The organism is Streptomyces sp. NPDC002324 (assembly GCF_053593335.1).
In genome coordinates, this window is record NZ_JBSFCF010000062.1 from 23,365 (window position 1) to 38,434 (window position 15,070).

Genomic DNA, 15,070 nt, shown 5'->3' on the forward strand with positions numbered 1-15,070 from the left:
ACGTGAATTCCGCGCCGCTGTGCACACCGCACGTCGGCGGTACGCACGGGCGAGCACGTCACGTCGGCAGCGGTCCACGCCCGGCGGACGAGGACGAGGACGAGTACGGCGGGAGGGGGCGAGACTTCCGAGGGCCGGCCGTGCTCCAGGATGGCGGCGAACGCCTCGATATTGGCCGCTGCCGCTGCCGCTGCCGCTGCGAGTTCGGCGAGGTCACCTTCGTGCAGTTCCGGCAGGACCGCCGTGACAGCCTGCAGCTCTGTGCCCCGACGAGGTCGTCACGGGTGGTGCGAAGCTGTCGCCCCTATGCCTTGAAAATGGCCTGTTGCGTCTTGCTCATGTGTTCGCTGCGCGCAGCCCGGGATGCGCGAAACCAGAGGTCTCGGCCACTCGCACCGCGACACCGATATCTCACCCGGCGGCAAACCTCAACGCCAGATCGCGCCGCGTTCACTGGCGAACACGCGCCTCGTACGCATCCCGCGCTGCGCGGTCGGGCCGGTCGAGGACCTGTGCGGCGCCGATCTTGCGACTCAGCGCGTCCGCCCAGTCCTTCGGCAGCAGCGACATGAACAGGTACAGGGGCCGACCGGTCGCCGGCACCCACGCCTCGAACCGTGGCTTCCCGATCAGCTTCACTATGGTGGTCGCGATCTCCTCGGCTTGCACCGTGCGCTGGCCGCGCACCGTCGACAGGCCCGCGCCGAGTTCGGTGTTCACGATCATCGGAACCACACAGGACACGGCAACACCGCTGTCCCGCAGCTCGGCTCGGGTCGCCTCGGTGAAGCCGATGAGACCGTGCTTCGTCGCACTGTAGGTTGCGGCACCCGCGAGAGCGACCCGCCCCACCCCCGAAGACACATTGATGATGTGCCCTGCCCCGCGCTCGGCCATGCGCGGGGCGATCAGTTTCGTCCCGATGATCGGCCCGTGCAGGTTGACATCGACGATCTTGCGGGTGACCTCGTCGTCTTCCTCGACGAGGCGGCCGAGCGGCATGATCCCGGCGTTGTTGACGAGCACGTCGAGGGGACCGAGCGCTGCCTCGACGTCGTCGAGGAAGGCCTGAAAGCTGTTGCGGTCACTGACGTCGAGATGAACCGCGAATGCCTGAACGCCGAGTTCCTCGGCAGCCTTCTTCGCCTCGTTCACATCGAGGTCACCGATCGCGACCGAGGCGCCTCGTGCGGCGAGGGCCCTGGCCGTCGCCAGTCCGATACCGCGGGCACCGCCGGTGATGGCGACCGTCTTGCCTGCCAGGGATCGCGTGGGTTGCTTGCGGGACATGTCGGCCTCCGTTGGCGAGAGATGTTCGAGGACGTCGGGGGTCAGGCGACCAGCAGGTCGTCGCGACCGTCGCGCTGCAGTAGTTCCACGTACCTCGGGAAAAGTGACTTCGCCGTCGGCAGCAGCTTGAGCAGGGAACCGATGCGACCCTCGACCTTGACCTGGCCCTTGGCCATGGCGAACGTGAGATTGACCTTGCCCTGCCAGAAGCGGTTGGCCAGGTCCGAAGTCAGGATCATGGTCGCGTCCGGCGCGCCCTCGCCGTCATCCAGGATCCGCCCGGTGCCGAGGTCGATCGTCAACCGTGCCTCGGGATCCGTCGTCCGCACCGCGAAGACGAGCCCTGTTCCCGTCAGCTTCGGCGCCAGCTTCTCGTCGGCCAGTGCGGCTTCGAAGATGCCGCCGACGTAGCGGCGAAGGTCTTCGGGCGCGGTGAATCCGGGCATGCCCGCTCTCCTTTGAACGGTCGGATGTGACCTTGCCCACGCAATGTAACATACGTTATCTTATGTTCAGGGTGTTGGTGACGTTCAAAGGAGAACCGATGTACCTGACCCAGGCGCTGCACCGATCGGTCCACAACAATCCCGCGGGTGAGGCCGCGATTGCGGGAGATCGCATCCGGACCTTCGACAGCCTCCACGAGCGTGTGGCCAGGTTCGCCGGTGCGCTGAAGGCTGTCGGAGTCGAGGCAGGGGACCGCGTAGCCATCCTGTCGCTGAACTCCGACCGCTACATCGAGTACCTCTTCGCGGTCCCGTGGGCGGGTGGCGTCCTGAACCCGGTGAACATCCGTTGGAGCCCGGCGGAGATCGCGTACTCACTGGACGACTCGGGTTCCGCGGTTCTCCTGGTCGACGACATGTTCGCCAAGATGCTGCCGGCGCTTCGCGGTCGGTCCACGGCTCTGCGCACGGTGATCCACTGCGGAGACGGGCCGACACCGGACGGCGCACTGTCCTACGAGGAGCTTCTGGCCGCCGCCGAACCCGTGGCCGACGCGCGCCGATCCGGAGACGACCTGGCCGGTGTCTTCTACACCGGCGGCACCACCGGCCGGCCCAAGGGCGTGATGCTGAGCCACAGCAACCTGGTCTCCGCGGGTCTGGGAGGGCTGGTCTCCGGAACGTTGTTCCGGCACGGAGAGCAGCCGCGTGTGCTGCACGCCGCGCCGATGTTCCACCTGGCCGATTTCATGTTGCTGGTGATGACCAACATCTTCGGCGGCACCAACGTGACCATGCCCGCGTTCGACCCGCAGCAGACGATCGCGGCGATCGAGAAGTACCGGATCACCGAGACGCTCCTGGTGCCGACCATGATCCAGATGCTGGTGAGCCAGCCGGGCATCGCCGATGCCGACCTCGGCAGCCTGCGCACCGTCCTCTACGGCGCTTCCCCGATGCCCGACGCTCTGCTGGTCCGAGCGAAGCAGGCGTTGCCTCATACCGATTTCGTCCAGGCGTACGGGATGACCGAGAGCTCCGGACTGGGCACCATCCTGTCCGCCGCCGACCACGGCGATCCGGTCCGGCGGCGCTCCGGCGGCCGCCCGTCGGTCTCCTCGGAAATCGTGATCGTCGGTCCCGACGGCGCCGAGCTGCCCGCGGGCGAGGTCGGCGAGATCACCGTCCGGGGCAGCCAGGTCATGCGGGGCTACTGGAACAAGCCGGAGGAGACCACCGCCGTGCTCCGTGACGGCTGGTTGCACACCGGCGACGCGGGTTACATGGACGACGAGGGTTATGTGTTCATCGTCGACCGGCTCAAGGACATGATCATCAGCGGCGGCGAGAACGTCTACTCGGCCGAGGTCGAGAACGCCGTCAGCCGGCACCCGGCCGTGGCGGTCTGCGCGGTGATCGGCATCCCTGACGAGCGGTGGGGTGAGCGGGTGCACGCTGTCGTGGTCCGCAAGCCGGGCGCGACCGTCACGGCCGACGAGATTCGGGCGACCGCGCACGAGCTCATCGCCGGGTACAAGTGCCCACGTTCGGTCGAGTTCGCGGACTCACTGCCCGTGTCGGGCGCCGGGAAGATCCTCAAGCGCGAACTCCGGGACCGAGCCGTGGTCGCCGTTCCCGGCTCCTGAGGTACGTAACGGGCGCGCGGGCCTGGGAGGATCTCCCGGCACCGCGCGCCCCTGGTTCGGGTGTCGAAGTGGGCCGAGGCCCAGCTTCTGACGGAGCGGGACCTCAGCCGATCTTGCAGGGCATCGACTTCACGCCGTGAACGAAATTGCTGACGAGGTAGCTCGGTTCGCCGACCTCGAGGTTCGGAACCCGGTGCAGGAGCTCGCCGAAGACGGCCCGCAACTGGGCCTTGGCGAGCATGTTCCCCATGCAGAAGTGTGGGCCGCCACCGCCGAACCCGACGTGCTTGTTGGGCGTCCGGGCGACGTCGAACGTGCGGGGATCGCTGAAGACGCGGTCGTCCCGGTTCCCGGACGGGTAGAACATCGTCACCTTCTCGCCCTCCGCTATCGGGACACCCCTCAGTTCCGTGTCGTGCACAGTCGTGCGCCGGAATGTGAGAACGGGGCTCGCCCAGCGCACGAACTCGTCGACGGCGGTGTTGATCCGGCCTGGGAAGTCCTCGAGCAGGTAGGCCTTCTGGCCGGGGTAGTCGCACAAGGCCTTCGCGGTGTGACTGATCGTGTTCCGCGTGGTGTCGTTCCCGGCGACGGCGAGCAGATTGATGAAGGCGCTGATCTCCTCGTCGGTGAGCCGCTCACCGTCGACCTCGGCCTGCACCAGCGAGGTGACCAGATCATCCTGTGGAGACTTGCGGCGCTCTGCGACCATCTCGAGCGCCACCTGGGTGATCGTCATGATCGACTCTACGACTACCTCGATCGGTTCCCGTCCGGCACGGACCTCGTCGTCGTTGAACGACACCATCCTGTCGGCCGCCTCCGCGATCGCTTCCCGCTGGTCGGAAGGGACGCCCATCATCTGGCAGATCGTCCACATGGGCAGCCGCATCGACACCTGCTGCACGAAGTCGCAGTCGCCGGTCTCGATCAGCTCGTCGGTGATCTGCTCGGCCTGGTTCTTGATCTGCTGTTCGATTTTCGCGACACGTTTGGGGGTGAAGGCCGCACTGACCAGTCGCCGCAGCTTGGTGTGGCGTGGGGCATCCATCGCCAGGAACGACTGCGTGGCTTCCAGCATCTCTTCCGGAACGGTCTCGAACATGACACCCAGACCCGAGCGGAATGTCTCAGGCATGCCGCTGACCTTGACGATGTCCTCATGACGCACCACCGCCCAGAACCCGTCGGCCTCCTCGGGCTCGAGGAGGCCGCCTTCGGCCGGAGGGTGCCAGGTCACGGGCGCCTCGTCGCGAAGTTTCCGGAAGGACTCCTCCCGTTCAGCCGCTGTCTTCGTCCAGAACCCAACGGACGAGACGTCGATGTCACTTGTGTACTGATCCTTGCCGGCCACGATGCCTCCTGCTCAGACCTGCTGGTTTGCTTATTGACGGGACCGTGCGAACGAGAGGGCGTCGTGCCAGCCGCACCGCCTTGCGATGAGCGCGCGGTATTTCATGATTTCCCGCGGCTGGTTCATGGCGAGCACGCCGGCCAACCGGTCACCCTCGCGGTAGAGGGCGACAATCCGGTGTTCGTCGACCGACCCCGCGACCACCTCGACCTCGGCGGCGGAGGGAACGCCGACGAACTGGATGCGGCGGCCGTACCAGTCCGACCAGAAGTACGGCACCGTGGAATACGGCTTGGCCGCCGCTGGGTCGAGCGCGTTGCGCATGGCCGTCGCGGCCTGCTCGGCGGCGCTGGTCCAGTGCTCCAGGCGCATCGGCCGGTCGAAGAGCGGGTTGTGCCAGCGCGCGACATCTCCCGCGGCGTAGATCCCCGGCCGAGAGGAGGCCAGGTGGGCATCGCACACCACGCCGTCGTCGACCTCGATCCCGGAGCCTTTCAGCCACTCGACGGCCGGTGAAGCGCCGATCCCGACAACGACCAGGTCCGCGGGCAGGACGGTCCCGTCACTGAGACGGACTCGTTCGACAGCACCGTCGCCCTCGATCGCCTTGACCCCGACGCCGCAGCGCAGGACGGTGCCGTTCGCCTCGTGCAGGGAAGCGCACGCCGCTCCCATTTCCTCCCCGACAGCGCGGACGAGTGGCGTGGGCAGGGCCTCGACGATGGTGACGGGCAGGCCACGCTTGCGCGCCCCGGAAGCCACTTCGGACCCGATGAAGCCGGCGCCCACGACGACCGTCCGCGCGCCGGCATCGAGCGCCGCCCGGATCGCGACCGCGTCGTCGAGGGTGCGCAACGTGTGCACCCCGGCGAGTCCGTCGGTACCGGGCAGGCTGCGAGCCCGCGCGCCGGTGGCGACGACCAACCAGGTGTACGGCATTTCCGCGCCGCCCGCCTCGATCACACGTCGGGCGGGGTCGACGGCGGTGGCGGGCGACCCGAAGCGCAGCTGCACACCCAATTCGTCTCGCAGGTAGGACTCGGTGCGGAAGAGCGGAGGCTCGACCGTCACGTTGTCGAGAAAGGCCTTCGACAGGGGCGGACGGTCGTACGGCAGGTGTTCCTCGGCCCCGACCAGGGTGATCATCCCCGGGAAACCCGCTCTGCGCGCGGCCTCCACCGCGCGAAGGCCTGCCAGAGAACCGCCCACCACGACCAGCCGGTGGCCGGCGTTCGCGCGGCCCATGATCAGCCGGCCTCCAGGCTCAAAGCCTCGGTCGGACAGCCGTCGATCGCAGCCCGCACCGACTCCAGCAGCTCGGGAGTCGCCCGCTCGCGCAGGAGGAGGAGATGTCCGTCTTCGTCGACCTCGAACACGTCAGGTGCGAAGGACTCGCAGATACCCAGCCCGGTGCACTTGACGCGATCGACATTGATCTTCATGGTCACCCTCCTCGAGGACAAGCTTCCGCCGTCTGTAACATAAGTTATCTTATGTTAACGGGCGAGGGCAAGAACTCGGGCACTTGGACTCATAGACGTAACATGAGCGATGTTAGGCTTGGGTCGTGGTGGCCGACCGGATTCCGATGATCCCCGGGCTCGATGGCGGCCGTCGGGCGGGTGCCATCGATGACCGCGACGAGAACTGACGAGGACCGATGCCCACCGCAGTGACCCGCGAGGACTATTTCGAGACCGCGCTGGAGCTCCTGCGCGAACATGGTGTCGCCGGTGTACGCATCAGCGCATTGTGCAAGGCGCTGGGCATCACCACGGGTTCGTTCTACAACTACTTCGGCAGTCTCGACGGCTTCATCGAGCAACTCATGGAGTATGTCGAGGACAGCGTCACCGACCATGTCATCGAACTGTCGAGCGCGCCGGACGACTCCATCGAGCGCCTCGACATGATGAAGCGGCTCGTGTTGAACGTGCGACACGAAGCCGAGGCGGCCATCCGGGCATGGGGCAGTAGCAACCCCACGATCGCGTCGGCCCAGAAGCGCATCGACAAGAAGCGTTATGACGCGCTGCTCACGGTCATCACGGACGTGGTACCCGACCACAAGGCTGCCGAGCTCCTCGCGATCATGGGTGTCACACTCCTCGTCGGCATGCAGCAGTGGCGTGCCCCGGTCTCCGCCGAAGAGTTTTCCCGCGTCTTGGACGAGTACCGCTCGGCCATCCTGGCCCACGCCCCCGGGTTCAACGGCCGTGCGGGGAGCTAGAAGCCGGCGACTTCAGCGCCCCGAATCCGTCGCGCACGCCGTTGGCTGTCATTTCCTCGAGGAGGACCCTCGCGAGCCGACCAGCCAACTGCAGGCAGGCCCGCAGGCGCGGCGACGATCAGAACACTCTCCGTAGTATCCGCTCCCTGACGGCGGAGTACGGCGGGTAGACGACTGACGGGTCGGGACGGGCCGGTTTACGCAGAACCGCCTTGCGGTGGCTGAATGTCTGGAAACCCCACTCACCGTGATAGGCGCCCATGCCGCTGGCACCGACACCGCCGAAAGGCAGCCTGTTCACCAGCACCTGGAACATCAGGTGGTTGATCACGGTGGCACCGTTGCTGATCTCGGCCAGCACGCGCCGTCGCGCACTTCTCGAGTTGGTGAACAGATAGACGGCAAGCGGCTTGGGGCGCTCGCGGACGAACTCGATCGCCGAGTCGAGCGATTCGACGGTGACGACGGGCAGGATCGGGCCGAAGATCTCCTCGCACATGACGCCGGAGTCGAGGTCGGGATCGATGATCACGGTGGGCTGTGCCCGCAAGGACTGCAGGTCGACGTCGCCGCCGGTGACCGTGTTGCCGCCGGCCTCGGCGGCCAGGCGTGCCAGGCGTTCCGCCTGGCGTTGATGGACCAGGGGCAGCCCCTGCCCGTCATCGGTGCGGAATGCGGCCAGGGCGTGCAGGAGGTGCCTGATCAGCTCGTCGCGCACCGGTTTCTCGACGAGCACGTAGTCCGGCGCCACGCAGGTCTGCCCGGAGTTCATCAGTTTGGCCCAGGCGATGCGGCGGCCGGCGACTTCGAGGTCTGCGTCTCGGGTGACGATGACCGGGCTCTTGCCACCGAGCTCGAGTGTGACGGGAGTGAGGTGCCGCGCGGCACCTGCCAACACGGCCTTGCCGATTTCCGGACCGCCGGTGAAGAACGCGTGATCGAGCCCCTGGTCGAGTAGCTCCTGTGTCTCATCGGCGGCGCCTTCGACCACCGCGACGGCGTCGCGATCGAGGTACTGGGGGACCAGGCGGGCGAGAAGAGCGGACACGGCGGGCGTGTGTTCGGAAGGTTTGATGACCACGCAGTTGCCCGCGGTGAGGGCGGCGACGACGGGTGCCAGGGTGAGGAACACGGGGTAGTTCCACGGGCCGATGACGAGAACCGTGCCCAGCGGCTCGTACTGGTACCAGGCACGTCCCGGCTGTGCACTCAGCGGCAGGCCGACCCTCCGGTTGCGCATCCACGACCGCAGATGCTTCCGCGCGAAGCGTGACTCCGCCGCGACCGGAGCGAGATCGGCCATCCACGCGTCGGTGGCGTTCCGACCGAGATCCTGCGCGAGGGCACCGGCAAGATCCTGCTCTCGTTCTGCCAGCAGGCGTTCGAGGGCTCGAAGCTGCTGAATACGCCACTGCTTGGGCTTCGTGCGGCCGCTGCGAAATGTTGCCCGGAGTCGCGCGACCGTTCCGGGAATCGACTCGGTGGCCCCCAAAGGGCTGGAATCGCGAATCGCAACTTCGGTGTCGGGTGTGCTCATGGTGGCTCCGTAAGTTGTCAGGTGGCCCGGGATGGCCGGATGCGGCTGATGGTGTCCTGCCCTTGGTGGCTCCGAAGGAGTGGCTGTCCGGCACTCCGGGGGAGCCTGGCTGCTGATTGACATGCGCGTTCCGGTCGCTGTTTCCAGAGGCGACGGCAGCGTGTTCCTCGGTCCTTGGACAGATCCTTCGGCTCGAGGAGATGTGAGTGAGCGAGCACCGAACCCGTGTCTGGGCGGGGATCGACGCGGGCGACGCCCACCGCTGGGCTGTCCGCACTGTCAACCGCATGTCCGGCGCCTGCAGCGTCGGCAGGGTCGCGGCCACCGCGGTAGCCGCCGCGGGAGCCCAGCGCACCACTCTGTCCGGCGAGCAGGTCACCGCGGCCGGGATAGTGGCCGAGCCGGCTCGCCAGATCCTGACCCTGGACCAGCGGTTGACCACGATCGAGGACCAGATCCGCGACACCTGCCACGGCCATCCGTAAGCCGAGATAATCAAACTGTCGTCCGACATCGCCCCGATCCTGGGCACGGAGCTGGTCGTCGAGGCAGGCGACGCGACTACCTGAACCGATGCCGGCCATTCGGCTTGGGCGGCCGGACTGGAGTCGGTGGCGCGTGATTCCGGCAGCCGCACGGGCAGCCTCCACCGCCCCGAGGGTTACAGCCGCCGCCCGCGCCGGGTGTTCTACCTGTCCGCGCAGACCGACATCATTCGCCAAGGCCTCAACCGCGACTTCTGAACCAAAAGGCGCGGCCAAGGACTCAAACACGTTCGAGCCGTCATCGCACTCGCCCGCCGCCGGGTCGACATCCGCTGAACACTGCTCCGCGACAGCCGGGTCTCCACCACCATCTCGCCAGCCACACCCGCGGTTTGGCAGCGTCATCGAGACTCCTCTGAGGAAGACGGCAGTGTTAGTAACATATAATTTGTTATGTAGGGCGGGAATGGCCTGTCTCGTTTGGATCACGTTAGGTCGGTGTCACGCGATGACGTCGATCCGGATGACGGCTGTCCAGGTAGGCGTACGCGCGGTGGAGGCTCCGGATGTCGCGGCCGGTTGGGCGAGGGGCCGGTCTACGGCGTACTGTAACATACAGTATCTTATGTTGCCTGCTCGATTCGAGCGAACGGTTCCCAGATGCGCGGTGGCCGGTGGCTGTCCGCAGGTGGCCGCGAGGTGTGGAGGGGCACCTACGGCAGCTTCTGCGGTTGCAGCCCCTGATTACTCACGGCAACACGATGGTGGTGCCTCGGGAGCACGCTCCACGGCCGGCCTGCGCATTGACACGGCCCTCGAGCAGCCCCGACCAGGCGTGGGAACGCCGTTCCTGCGGCGCGGGCGCGAAGGGACAGCGCGAGTACGACTGGGCGGCCGTGCAGTTGCGACCGGTCACCGAGTACGACCACCAGGACGGTGTGCTGATCCGGCGACGGTGGGCACTGGCGCGGCGCAGCCTGAGCCGCCCGCACGAGATCGCCTATTACCTCGGCTACGCGCCGCTGGATGTCGGCGCGGACGAGCTGGTGCGCGTGGCCGGCACCCGATGGGCGATCGAGGAGTGCTTCCAGGCAGCGAGACGAGTGCGGCCTGGACCAGTACGAGGTCCGCCGCTACGTCGGCTGGTACCGGCACATCACCCTGGCCATGCTCGCCCCCGCCTTCCTCGCCGCGATGAGCGCGCAAGCAGTCGAAAGGGAGGACCCATCAATGAGGATGCCGAGGCCATCGCGCTCACTGTGGCAGAAGTGCGGCGACTCCTGGCAGCTCACGCACCCCGAGATCCCCGTGCCCGCACCCACGTGTTGAGCTGGTCGCACTGGCGCCTACGACGCCAAGCGGTGGAGCGCTGCTGCCACTACCGCCGTCGTGAGCACTCCTTCGAGGGGCGGGCGGGCAGTACCCGTCCGTGACGGCATCCTGCCCGCTACACTCCCACCGCTCGACATTTCCCCAGGTCAAACCACGAAGTACTGCTGGAGTACCAGGGCCTGTCTGAAGTCGTGATCAACGGTTGAGATGCCACCTGGCACGATGCGTTCATGAATGTCGATGAATCATGGGAATCCGTGCCAACTGTCAACGTGCGGCTGTGGCGCGCCGATGCCATCGTGCTGTTCGACTGGCTGATGAGCACCGACCTGAACGCCGTACCGATCACGCACCCGGCTCAGAAGCAGGCGCTCGCGGACCTGCTGTCGCGGTTCGAGTGGGCATGCGATGTAGACATCACGAATTCCACCGCGCCAGAGATCGCCGCAGCCCAGGAAGAGGTGGCCAAGGACATGGGCTGGTAGACGTCTGGGATGGCGCGTAGAGAACTCACGGACAATGAGTGGGAGTTGATCGGCCCGTTCCCGCCGATAGGCAGGTCCGGCCCGTATCCGGAGCATCTGCGGGAGCAGTTCGAGGGCGTGATCTGGAAGTTCCGCTCGGGTGTGTGGACGTTCACGTATTTCCCCGGGGCTGAGTTCACGTAGTTCCCCAGGTACCCGCCTGTTTCAGGTCCAGGCTGTGTAGCGCCTGGCTCACAGGCCGAGGGGCACCGGCCTGTCGGGAAGTCCGCTGGAGATGAGTGTTGCCAGCAGCCTGGCGAGGTCGCGGGGGGAGAACAGGTCGGTGTCGTGGCAGCCGGCGATGTCCTGTAGCCGCCACCACTCCAGCCTGGAGATGTTCTCGGCGGCGAGTTCATCGTCGGATAACGCGCCGCGAGGGTTAAAGAATGCGGTGCGTATGAGGAAGTAGTCGTTGATCACACCGCCGTAACCGTTCGCGTGTCCGGGGTCGATCACCTCTTGGTGCCACACGTGGGGCGGGTCTGCGTCCAGGGTGAGGCCCACCTCCTCGTGCAGTTCCCGACGCAGGGCCGTAAGGAGAGTTTCACCGGTTTCGACGCCTCCGCCGGGGGCTGCCCAGACGACGATCGTGCCGTCTGGCTTCGGGATGGCGAACCGACACAGCAGGATGCGGTCGTCTTGGTCGAGGATGATCGCGCGGACTGAGTGACGCAGGTTCACCGGGGACATCCGGGAACGATATCGGGCGTCGTGAGAGGAGGTCCCGGTGGACCACCGCATGGTGTGACGTGGCATGAACTATCTGGTCGGGGGCTTGCCATGCTTGTCGGTGGGGTTCTTGGGGCGCTTGTTCGGGCGGTAGCTGGGGCCATTCATGATGACTTGATGGCTGGTGTTGATGAGCCGGTCCAGGAGTGACTCGGCGACGACGGGGTTCGGGAAGAGGGGATACCAGTCGCTGGGAGCCCGGTTGCTGGTGATGATCAGGGACCTGCCCTGCCGTTCGCTGACCAGCTCGTAGAGGTCGTCGGCGTGGGCTGCGGTCAGCTGACGCATGGCGAAGTCGTCGAGGATGAGCACGTCGGGCCGTACCAGTTCGCGGACGCGCTTGTCCCAGGTGCGGTCCGCGTGGCCGTCGGCGAGTTCGGCGAGGATCCGGCTGGTCGTGGCGAAGCGGACGTGGGCGCCCTGCCGGACAGCAAGGTGGCCCAGCGCCTGGGCGATATGCGTCTTGCCCACCCCGACTGGACCGAACAAAATTACGGACTCGCCTGCATGCAGCCAGCGCAGGGAGCCGAGGTCGCGGATCTGGGCGGCGGGCAGTTTCGAGGAAGCGGTGAAGTCGAACTCCTCCAGGGTGATCTGCTGCTCGAACTTCGCCCGCTGGAGCCTGCGTTGGAAGGCGACGGTCTCACGGCGGGTGATCTCGTCCTGGCAGAGGACCTGGAGGAAGTCAAGGTGGCCGAGCTCGCCGCCGTGGGCTGGGGCGAGGCGGGCGTCGAGGGTCTCCAGCATCCCCGACTGCCTCAGGGACTTGAGCGACTCGCGCAGGGCGGTGTCCATCACGCTCATCGTGCCGCCACCTCGTCTCCGCCGTGGACCTGGTCGTCGCGGCTGTCCTCCGGGGTGTCCGGGGGTGCGACGGAGCGGAACAGGCCACTGCGGGCCGTGGAGGAAGGCCGCGGCTCCCGCGTCTCCGCTGGTCTCGGGCTCGGGATCGGTCTCGGTGTCGGTGTCGGGATGCCCTTGATGGTGCGGTAGGACGGATCGCCGACCGTGATTGCTCTCGCGCAGGCGGCCTCCAGCCGCGTGTCGCCGTACTTCTTGCGCAGTCCGAGAACCCCCTGGGCGGCGCGGAGCCCGTAGAGAGCGTTGACCTCCAGGAGCTGGTCGACGACTTCGCGGCAGGCGTCACCGATCTCGGACGCCTGGGTGCGGCACCAGATGGGCGTCTTCATCTGGAAGGCGATCTTCTCCGGCGGGTAGTCGCTCTTGTCGGTGCGTTTTCCCTGTTCAAGGGCGGCGTGGGTCTTGACCAGGTCGCCGTCGAGGAAGACTTGCACCATCGTGGCGGTGGAGCGGACGTCGACCTTGCGGCCTATCAGTTTCCAGGGCACGGAGTAGAGGGTGCGGCCGACCTTGATGTGGATGTCCGGGCCGACGGTGGCCGTCGACCAGCGGGCGAGGGTGAACGGGGTGGGAGGCAGCGGCAGCAGGGCGGCGGCCTCGACCGCGCCGAACACAGCCATCGGGGCGGCCCCGCCCAGCGGCCGGCACTGGCGGCGCCCGGCGACCTGCTGGGCCCAGGTGATCGCCTCGGTCTGCATGTGATCGATCGAGAGGAACTCCCGCCCGCGCCAGAACGAGTCGCGGACATAGGGCATGGGCCGCTCCACCCTGGGCTTGTCTTTCGGCTTCAAGGCTCTTGCCGGGTCCACCAACGCGCCGTAGTGGGTGGCGAGTTCGGCATACGCCTTGTTGATTTTGGGGTCGTAGAGGTCGGGCTTGTCGACGCCGGTCTTCAGGTTGTCCGGCACGAGGCGGCGCGGGACGCCGTCGAAGTAGCGGAAGGCCGCGACGTGCGCTTCGGTCCAAGCGTGCTGGTCCAGGTGCAGGACCGGACGGACGAACATGTGCCGGGAGCAGGGCAGCACCATCACGAACGCCCAGACCCGGTGCCGTTTGCCGGTGCGGGGGTTGATCCACTGGCCCAGGAAGCCGTAGTCGATCTGGGCCTCCTCACCTGGCTCGACCTCGTCGCGCAGTACGGTGACCTGCGAGCGGCTCACCTCGTCGGGCAGCGTGGCGTGCACCCAGCGGCGGAACGAGGAGACCGACACCTTCAGTTTGTGCTCGTCCCGCAGCCGCTGGTGGATCGTGGAAACCGTCATCGTCCCCAGCAACTCCTTGATGTAGTCGCGGTGTTGGTCGATGTCGGACCAGGTGACCTGCCGCAGCCTCCGGTCGACGAGACCGGGGAACCACCCCTCGATCAGCCCGGCCCAGTCGGCCTCGCTCATCGGGGGGGCCGCCCGGGGTGATCCCGGACGCTTCCGCCGGCGCCAGATACTTCCTGACCGTCTTGCGGTCCACCCCCAAAGACGAGGCAAGCGCGCTCTTCGAGCGGCCCGCGTACCAGTGGACGTAGACCTCGGTGATGTCGACCACGACGAACGTTCTCCTTGCCATCCGGGCTGCCCATCGGCCTGCCGAACCACGGGCCGAGGAACACGGACAGCTCCGCGACGACCAGGTCCCTCGGTCCCGGACTCCGCGCTACCCATGGCCAACAAGGAGGAACCATCATAGAGAATGGCATGACACCCAAACCCCCCAGATGGTAAAAATCTCCATCGATGCATCGATGCCGGATCAGCGGGCGGGTTTCTCCCAGGTCAGCGAGTACCGGCGCAGCACATGCCGTCGGTAGCGCACGCCGGGCAGCAGCCGCCGGGCAGCAGCCCGCACCTGCCCATAGCTCATCTGCGGGTCGGCGACCGGCATGCCCTGCGGGCCCCGCGCGCGGCGCAGCACCTTCGTGATCCGCACGATCGGGGCAGCCGCGATCAACGCCGCCCACTCCGTCACGCTCACCTCGCGGGCCAGACCGACCACCACCAGCGTGCCGCCAGGCCGCAGCAGCTCACCCATGCGGACGAGGGCCGCCTCGAAGTCCATGTGATGGATCGTGGTCACCGAGCAGACGAAGTCGTACTGCGCACCGGAAAGTTCCGCAGTAAGGAAGTCTCCCTCGTAAAAGGTGAGTTGCGGGTGTCCGGCAGCCAACTCGCGTGTGCAGGCGATCATGTCCGGCGACTTGTCGATCCCGGTGACGTGTTTCGCCCGCCCGGCAAGCTTCCGTGCCAGCAGCCCGTCCCCGCAGCCAACATCCAGGGCATCGCCGCACCCCTCGGGAACAGACCGGAGGATGCCCGGGTGCCGGGCAACGTTGGTGTTCCAGTACGGCTCTGCGGCGGGCTGGCGCATCGGATCAGCCGGACCAGTGGTTGTGTCCCGATAGGGGCCTTGCCTCACAAGGCACCGTCACAGTTCTGACCGCCCACCGGCCCGACGTCGGCCACAGCCCCGTGCCGATCGAGGAGCCGCGTGACCATCACCAGCATGCCCCAGCCGACTCTGCCCACACAGCCGGAAGATCCGCCGACTGAGGACGTGATCCTGGGGGTGGACACCCACAAGGACGTGCATGTCGCCGCCGTCATCACGGTGCTCGGGACGATGCTGGCCCACCAAGAGTTCCCGGC

At 66.9% G+C, this 15,070-nt stretch carries 15 protein-coding genes and 2 pseudogenes; 7 read left to right on the top strand and 10 right to left on the bottom strand.

Annotated features, from left to right (window positions below; translation table 11 throughout):
• Positions 1-450: 450 nt before the first annotated feature.
• Entirely contained in the window at positions 451-1,290 is an 840-nt protein-coding gene (locus ACWCRJ_RS42260; protein WP_450944295.1) for an SDR family oxidoreductase, read from the bottom strand.
• A 41-nt stretch (positions 1,291-1,331) separates the two neighbouring features.
• On the bottom strand, positions 1,332-1,736 hold the full coding sequence (locus ACWCRJ_RS42265; RefSeq protein ID WP_450944296.1) for an SCP2 sterol-binding domain-containing protein: 405 nt from the start codon (positions 1,734-1,736) through the stop codon (positions 1,332-1,334).
• Between the two features lie 98 nt (positions 1,737-1,834).
• Here ACWCRJ_RS42265 and ACWCRJ_RS42270 point away from each other — a divergent pair, with 98 nt between their 5' ends.
• Positions 1,835-3,382, top strand: a complete 1,548-nt coding sequence (locus ACWCRJ_RS42270; RefSeq protein WP_450944297.1) for a long-chain-fatty-acid--CoA ligase — start codon at positions 1,835-1,837, stop codon at positions 3,380-3,382.
• A gap of 103 nt (positions 3,383-3,485) precedes the next feature.
• Here the strand turns inward: ACWCRJ_RS42270 and ACWCRJ_RS42275 are convergent, their stop codons facing one another.
• From ACWCRJ_RS42275 to ACWCRJ_RS42285, 3 genes are read right to left on the bottom strand one after another with little or no spacing between them, the layout of a single operon-like run.
• Entirely contained in the window at positions 3,486-4,736 is a 1,251-nt protein-coding gene (locus ACWCRJ_RS42275; protein WP_450944298.1) for a cytochrome P450, read from the bottom strand.
• Positions 4,737-4,766: 30 nt separating this feature from the next.
• Positions 4,767-5,981, bottom strand: coding sequence for an NAD(P)/FAD-dependent oxidoreductase (locus ACWCRJ_RS42280; protein WP_450944299.1), 1,215 nt, complete (start codon positions 5,979-5,981; stop codon positions 4,767-4,769).
• 2 nt (positions 5,982-5,983) lie between these two features.
• Positions 5,984-6,178: a ferredoxin gene (locus tag ACWCRJ_RS42285; RefSeq protein ID WP_450944300.1), complete on the bottom strand. Its 195-nt coding sequence runs from the start codon at positions 6,176-6,178 to the stop codon at positions 5,984-5,986.
• 218 nt (positions 6,179-6,396) lie between these two features.
• Here ACWCRJ_RS42285 and ACWCRJ_RS42290 point away from each other — a divergent pair, with 218 nt between their 5' ends.
• Positions 6,397-6,966, top strand: a complete 570-nt coding sequence (locus ACWCRJ_RS42290; protein ID WP_450944301.1) for a TetR/AcrR family transcriptional regulator — start codon at positions 6,397-6,399, stop codon at positions 6,964-6,966.
• A 118-nt stretch (positions 6,967-7,084) separates the two neighbouring features.
• On the opposite strand, the gene ACWCRJ_RS42295 is transcribed toward ACWCRJ_RS42290, so the two are convergent.
• Positions 7,085-8,503 carry an aldehyde dehydrogenase family protein gene (locus tag ACWCRJ_RS42295; protein ID WP_450944302.1) on the bottom strand — a complete coding sequence of 473 codons (1,419 nt, stop codon included), beginning with the start codon at positions 8,501-8,503 and terminating at the stop codon, positions 7,085-7,087.
• 206 nt (positions 8,504-8,709) lie between these two features.
• Between ACWCRJ_RS42295 and ACWCRJ_RS42300 the strand changes: the two genes are divergently transcribed.
• The 5 genes and pseudogenes from ACWCRJ_RS42300 (at position 8,710) to ACWCRJ_RS42320 (ending at position 10,988) form a co-directional block, all read left to right on the top strand.
• Complete coding sequence (locus tag ACWCRJ_RS42300) at positions 8,710-8,988, top strand: hypothetical protein (protein WP_450944303.1); 279 nt, start codon at positions 8,710-8,712, stop codon at positions 8,986-8,988.
• A 126-nt stretch (positions 8,989-9,114) separates the two neighbouring features.
• Complete coding sequence (locus ACWCRJ_RS42305; protein ID WP_450944304.1) at positions 9,115-9,246, top strand: hypothetical protein; 132 nt, start codon at positions 9,115-9,117, stop codon at positions 9,244-9,246.
• A gap of 566 nt (positions 9,247-9,812) precedes the next feature.
• Positions 9,813-10,317 (top strand): annotated as a pseudogene (locus ACWCRJ_RS42310) (IS701 family transposase); the annotation flags it as partial.
• A gap of 233 nt (positions 10,318-10,550) precedes the next feature.
• Entirely contained in the window at positions 10,551-10,805 is a 255-nt protein-coding gene (locus tag ACWCRJ_RS42315; RefSeq protein ID WP_450944305.1) for a hypothetical protein, read from the top strand.
• 9 nt (positions 10,806-10,814) lie between these two features.
• Entirely contained in the window at positions 10,815-10,988 is a 174-nt protein-coding gene (locus ACWCRJ_RS42320) for a hypothetical protein (RefSeq protein WP_450944312.1), read from the top strand.
• A 48-nt stretch (positions 10,989-11,036) separates the two neighbouring features.
• Here the strand turns inward: ACWCRJ_RS42320 and ACWCRJ_RS42325 are convergent, their stop codons facing one another.
• From ACWCRJ_RS42325 to ACWCRJ_RS42340, 4 genes and pseudogenes are all read right to left on the bottom strand, one after another.
• Positions 11,037-11,534, bottom strand: coding sequence for an NUDIX hydrolase (locus tag ACWCRJ_RS42325; RefSeq protein WP_319315810.1), 498 nt, complete (start codon positions 11,532-11,534; stop codon positions 11,037-11,039).
• 69 nt (positions 11,535-11,603) lie between these two features.
• Positions 11,604-12,377: an IS21-like element helper ATPase IstB gene (istB, locus tag ACWCRJ_RS42330; RefSeq protein WP_450944306.1), complete on the bottom strand. Its 774-nt coding sequence runs from the start codon at positions 12,375-12,377 to the stop codon at positions 11,604-11,606.
• Positions 12,374-13,973: pseudogene (gene istA, locus ACWCRJ_RS42335) on the bottom strand (IS21 family transposase). The gene istB and the pseudogene istA overlap by 4 nt, the downstream one beginning before the upstream one ends.
• Before the next feature lie 204 nt (positions 13,974-14,177).
• Entirely contained in the window at positions 14,178-14,792 is a 615-nt protein-coding gene (locus tag ACWCRJ_RS42340; protein ID WP_450944307.1) for a class I SAM-dependent methyltransferase, read from the bottom strand.
• Between the last annotated feature and the right edge of the window lie 278 nt (positions 14,793-15,070).

Excerpts from the sequence above, each read along its gene's own strand:
- ACWCRJ_RS42260 (WP_450944295.1), bottom strand. The coding sequence starts at position 1,290 with ATGTCCCGCAAGCAACCCACGCGATCCCTGGCAGGCAAGACGGTCGCC.
- ACWCRJ_RS42265 (WP_450944296.1), bottom strand. The coding sequence starts at position 1,736 with ATGCCCGGATTCACCGCGCCCGAAGACCTTCGCCGCTACGTCGGCGGC.
- ACWCRJ_RS42270 (WP_450944297.1), top strand. The coding sequence starts at position 1,835 with ATGTACCTGACCCAGGCGCTGCACCGATCGGTCCACAACAATCCCGCG.
- ACWCRJ_RS42280 (WP_450944299.1), bottom strand. The coding sequence starts at position 5,981 with ATGGGCCGCGCGAACGCCGGCCACCGGCTGGTCGTGGTGGGCGGTTCT.
- ACWCRJ_RS42285 (WP_450944300.1), bottom strand. The coding sequence starts at position 6,178 with ATGAAGATCAATGTCGATCGCGTCAAGTGCACCGGGCTGGGTATCTGC.
- ACWCRJ_RS42290 (WP_450944301.1), top strand. The coding sequence starts at position 6,397 with ATGCCCACCGCAGTGACCCGCGAGGACTATTTCGAGACCGCGCTGGAG.
- ACWCRJ_RS42295 (WP_450944302.1), bottom strand. The coding sequence starts at position 8,503 with ATGAGCACACCCGACACCGAAGTTGCGATTCGCGATTCCAGCCCTTTG.
- ACWCRJ_RS42315 (WP_450944305.1), top strand. The coding sequence starts at position 10,551 with ATGAATGTCGATGAATCATGGGAATCCGTGCCAACTGTCAACGTGCGG.
- ACWCRJ_RS42320 (WP_450944312.1), top strand. The coding sequence starts at position 10,815 with ATGGCGCGTAGAGAACTCACGGACAATGAGTGGGAGTTGATCGGCCCG.
- ACWCRJ_RS42325 (WP_319315810.1), bottom strand. The coding sequence starts at position 11,534 with ATGTCCCCGGTGAACCTGCGTCACTCAGTCCGCGCGATCATCCTCGAC.
- istB (WP_450944306.1), bottom strand. The coding sequence starts at position 12,377 with ATGAGCGTGATGGACACCGCCCTGCGCGAGTCGCTCAAGTCCCTGAGG.
- ACWCRJ_RS42340 (WP_450944307.1), bottom strand. The coding sequence starts at position 14,792 with ATGCGCCAGCCCGCCGCAGAGCCGTACTGGAACACCAACGTTGCCCGG.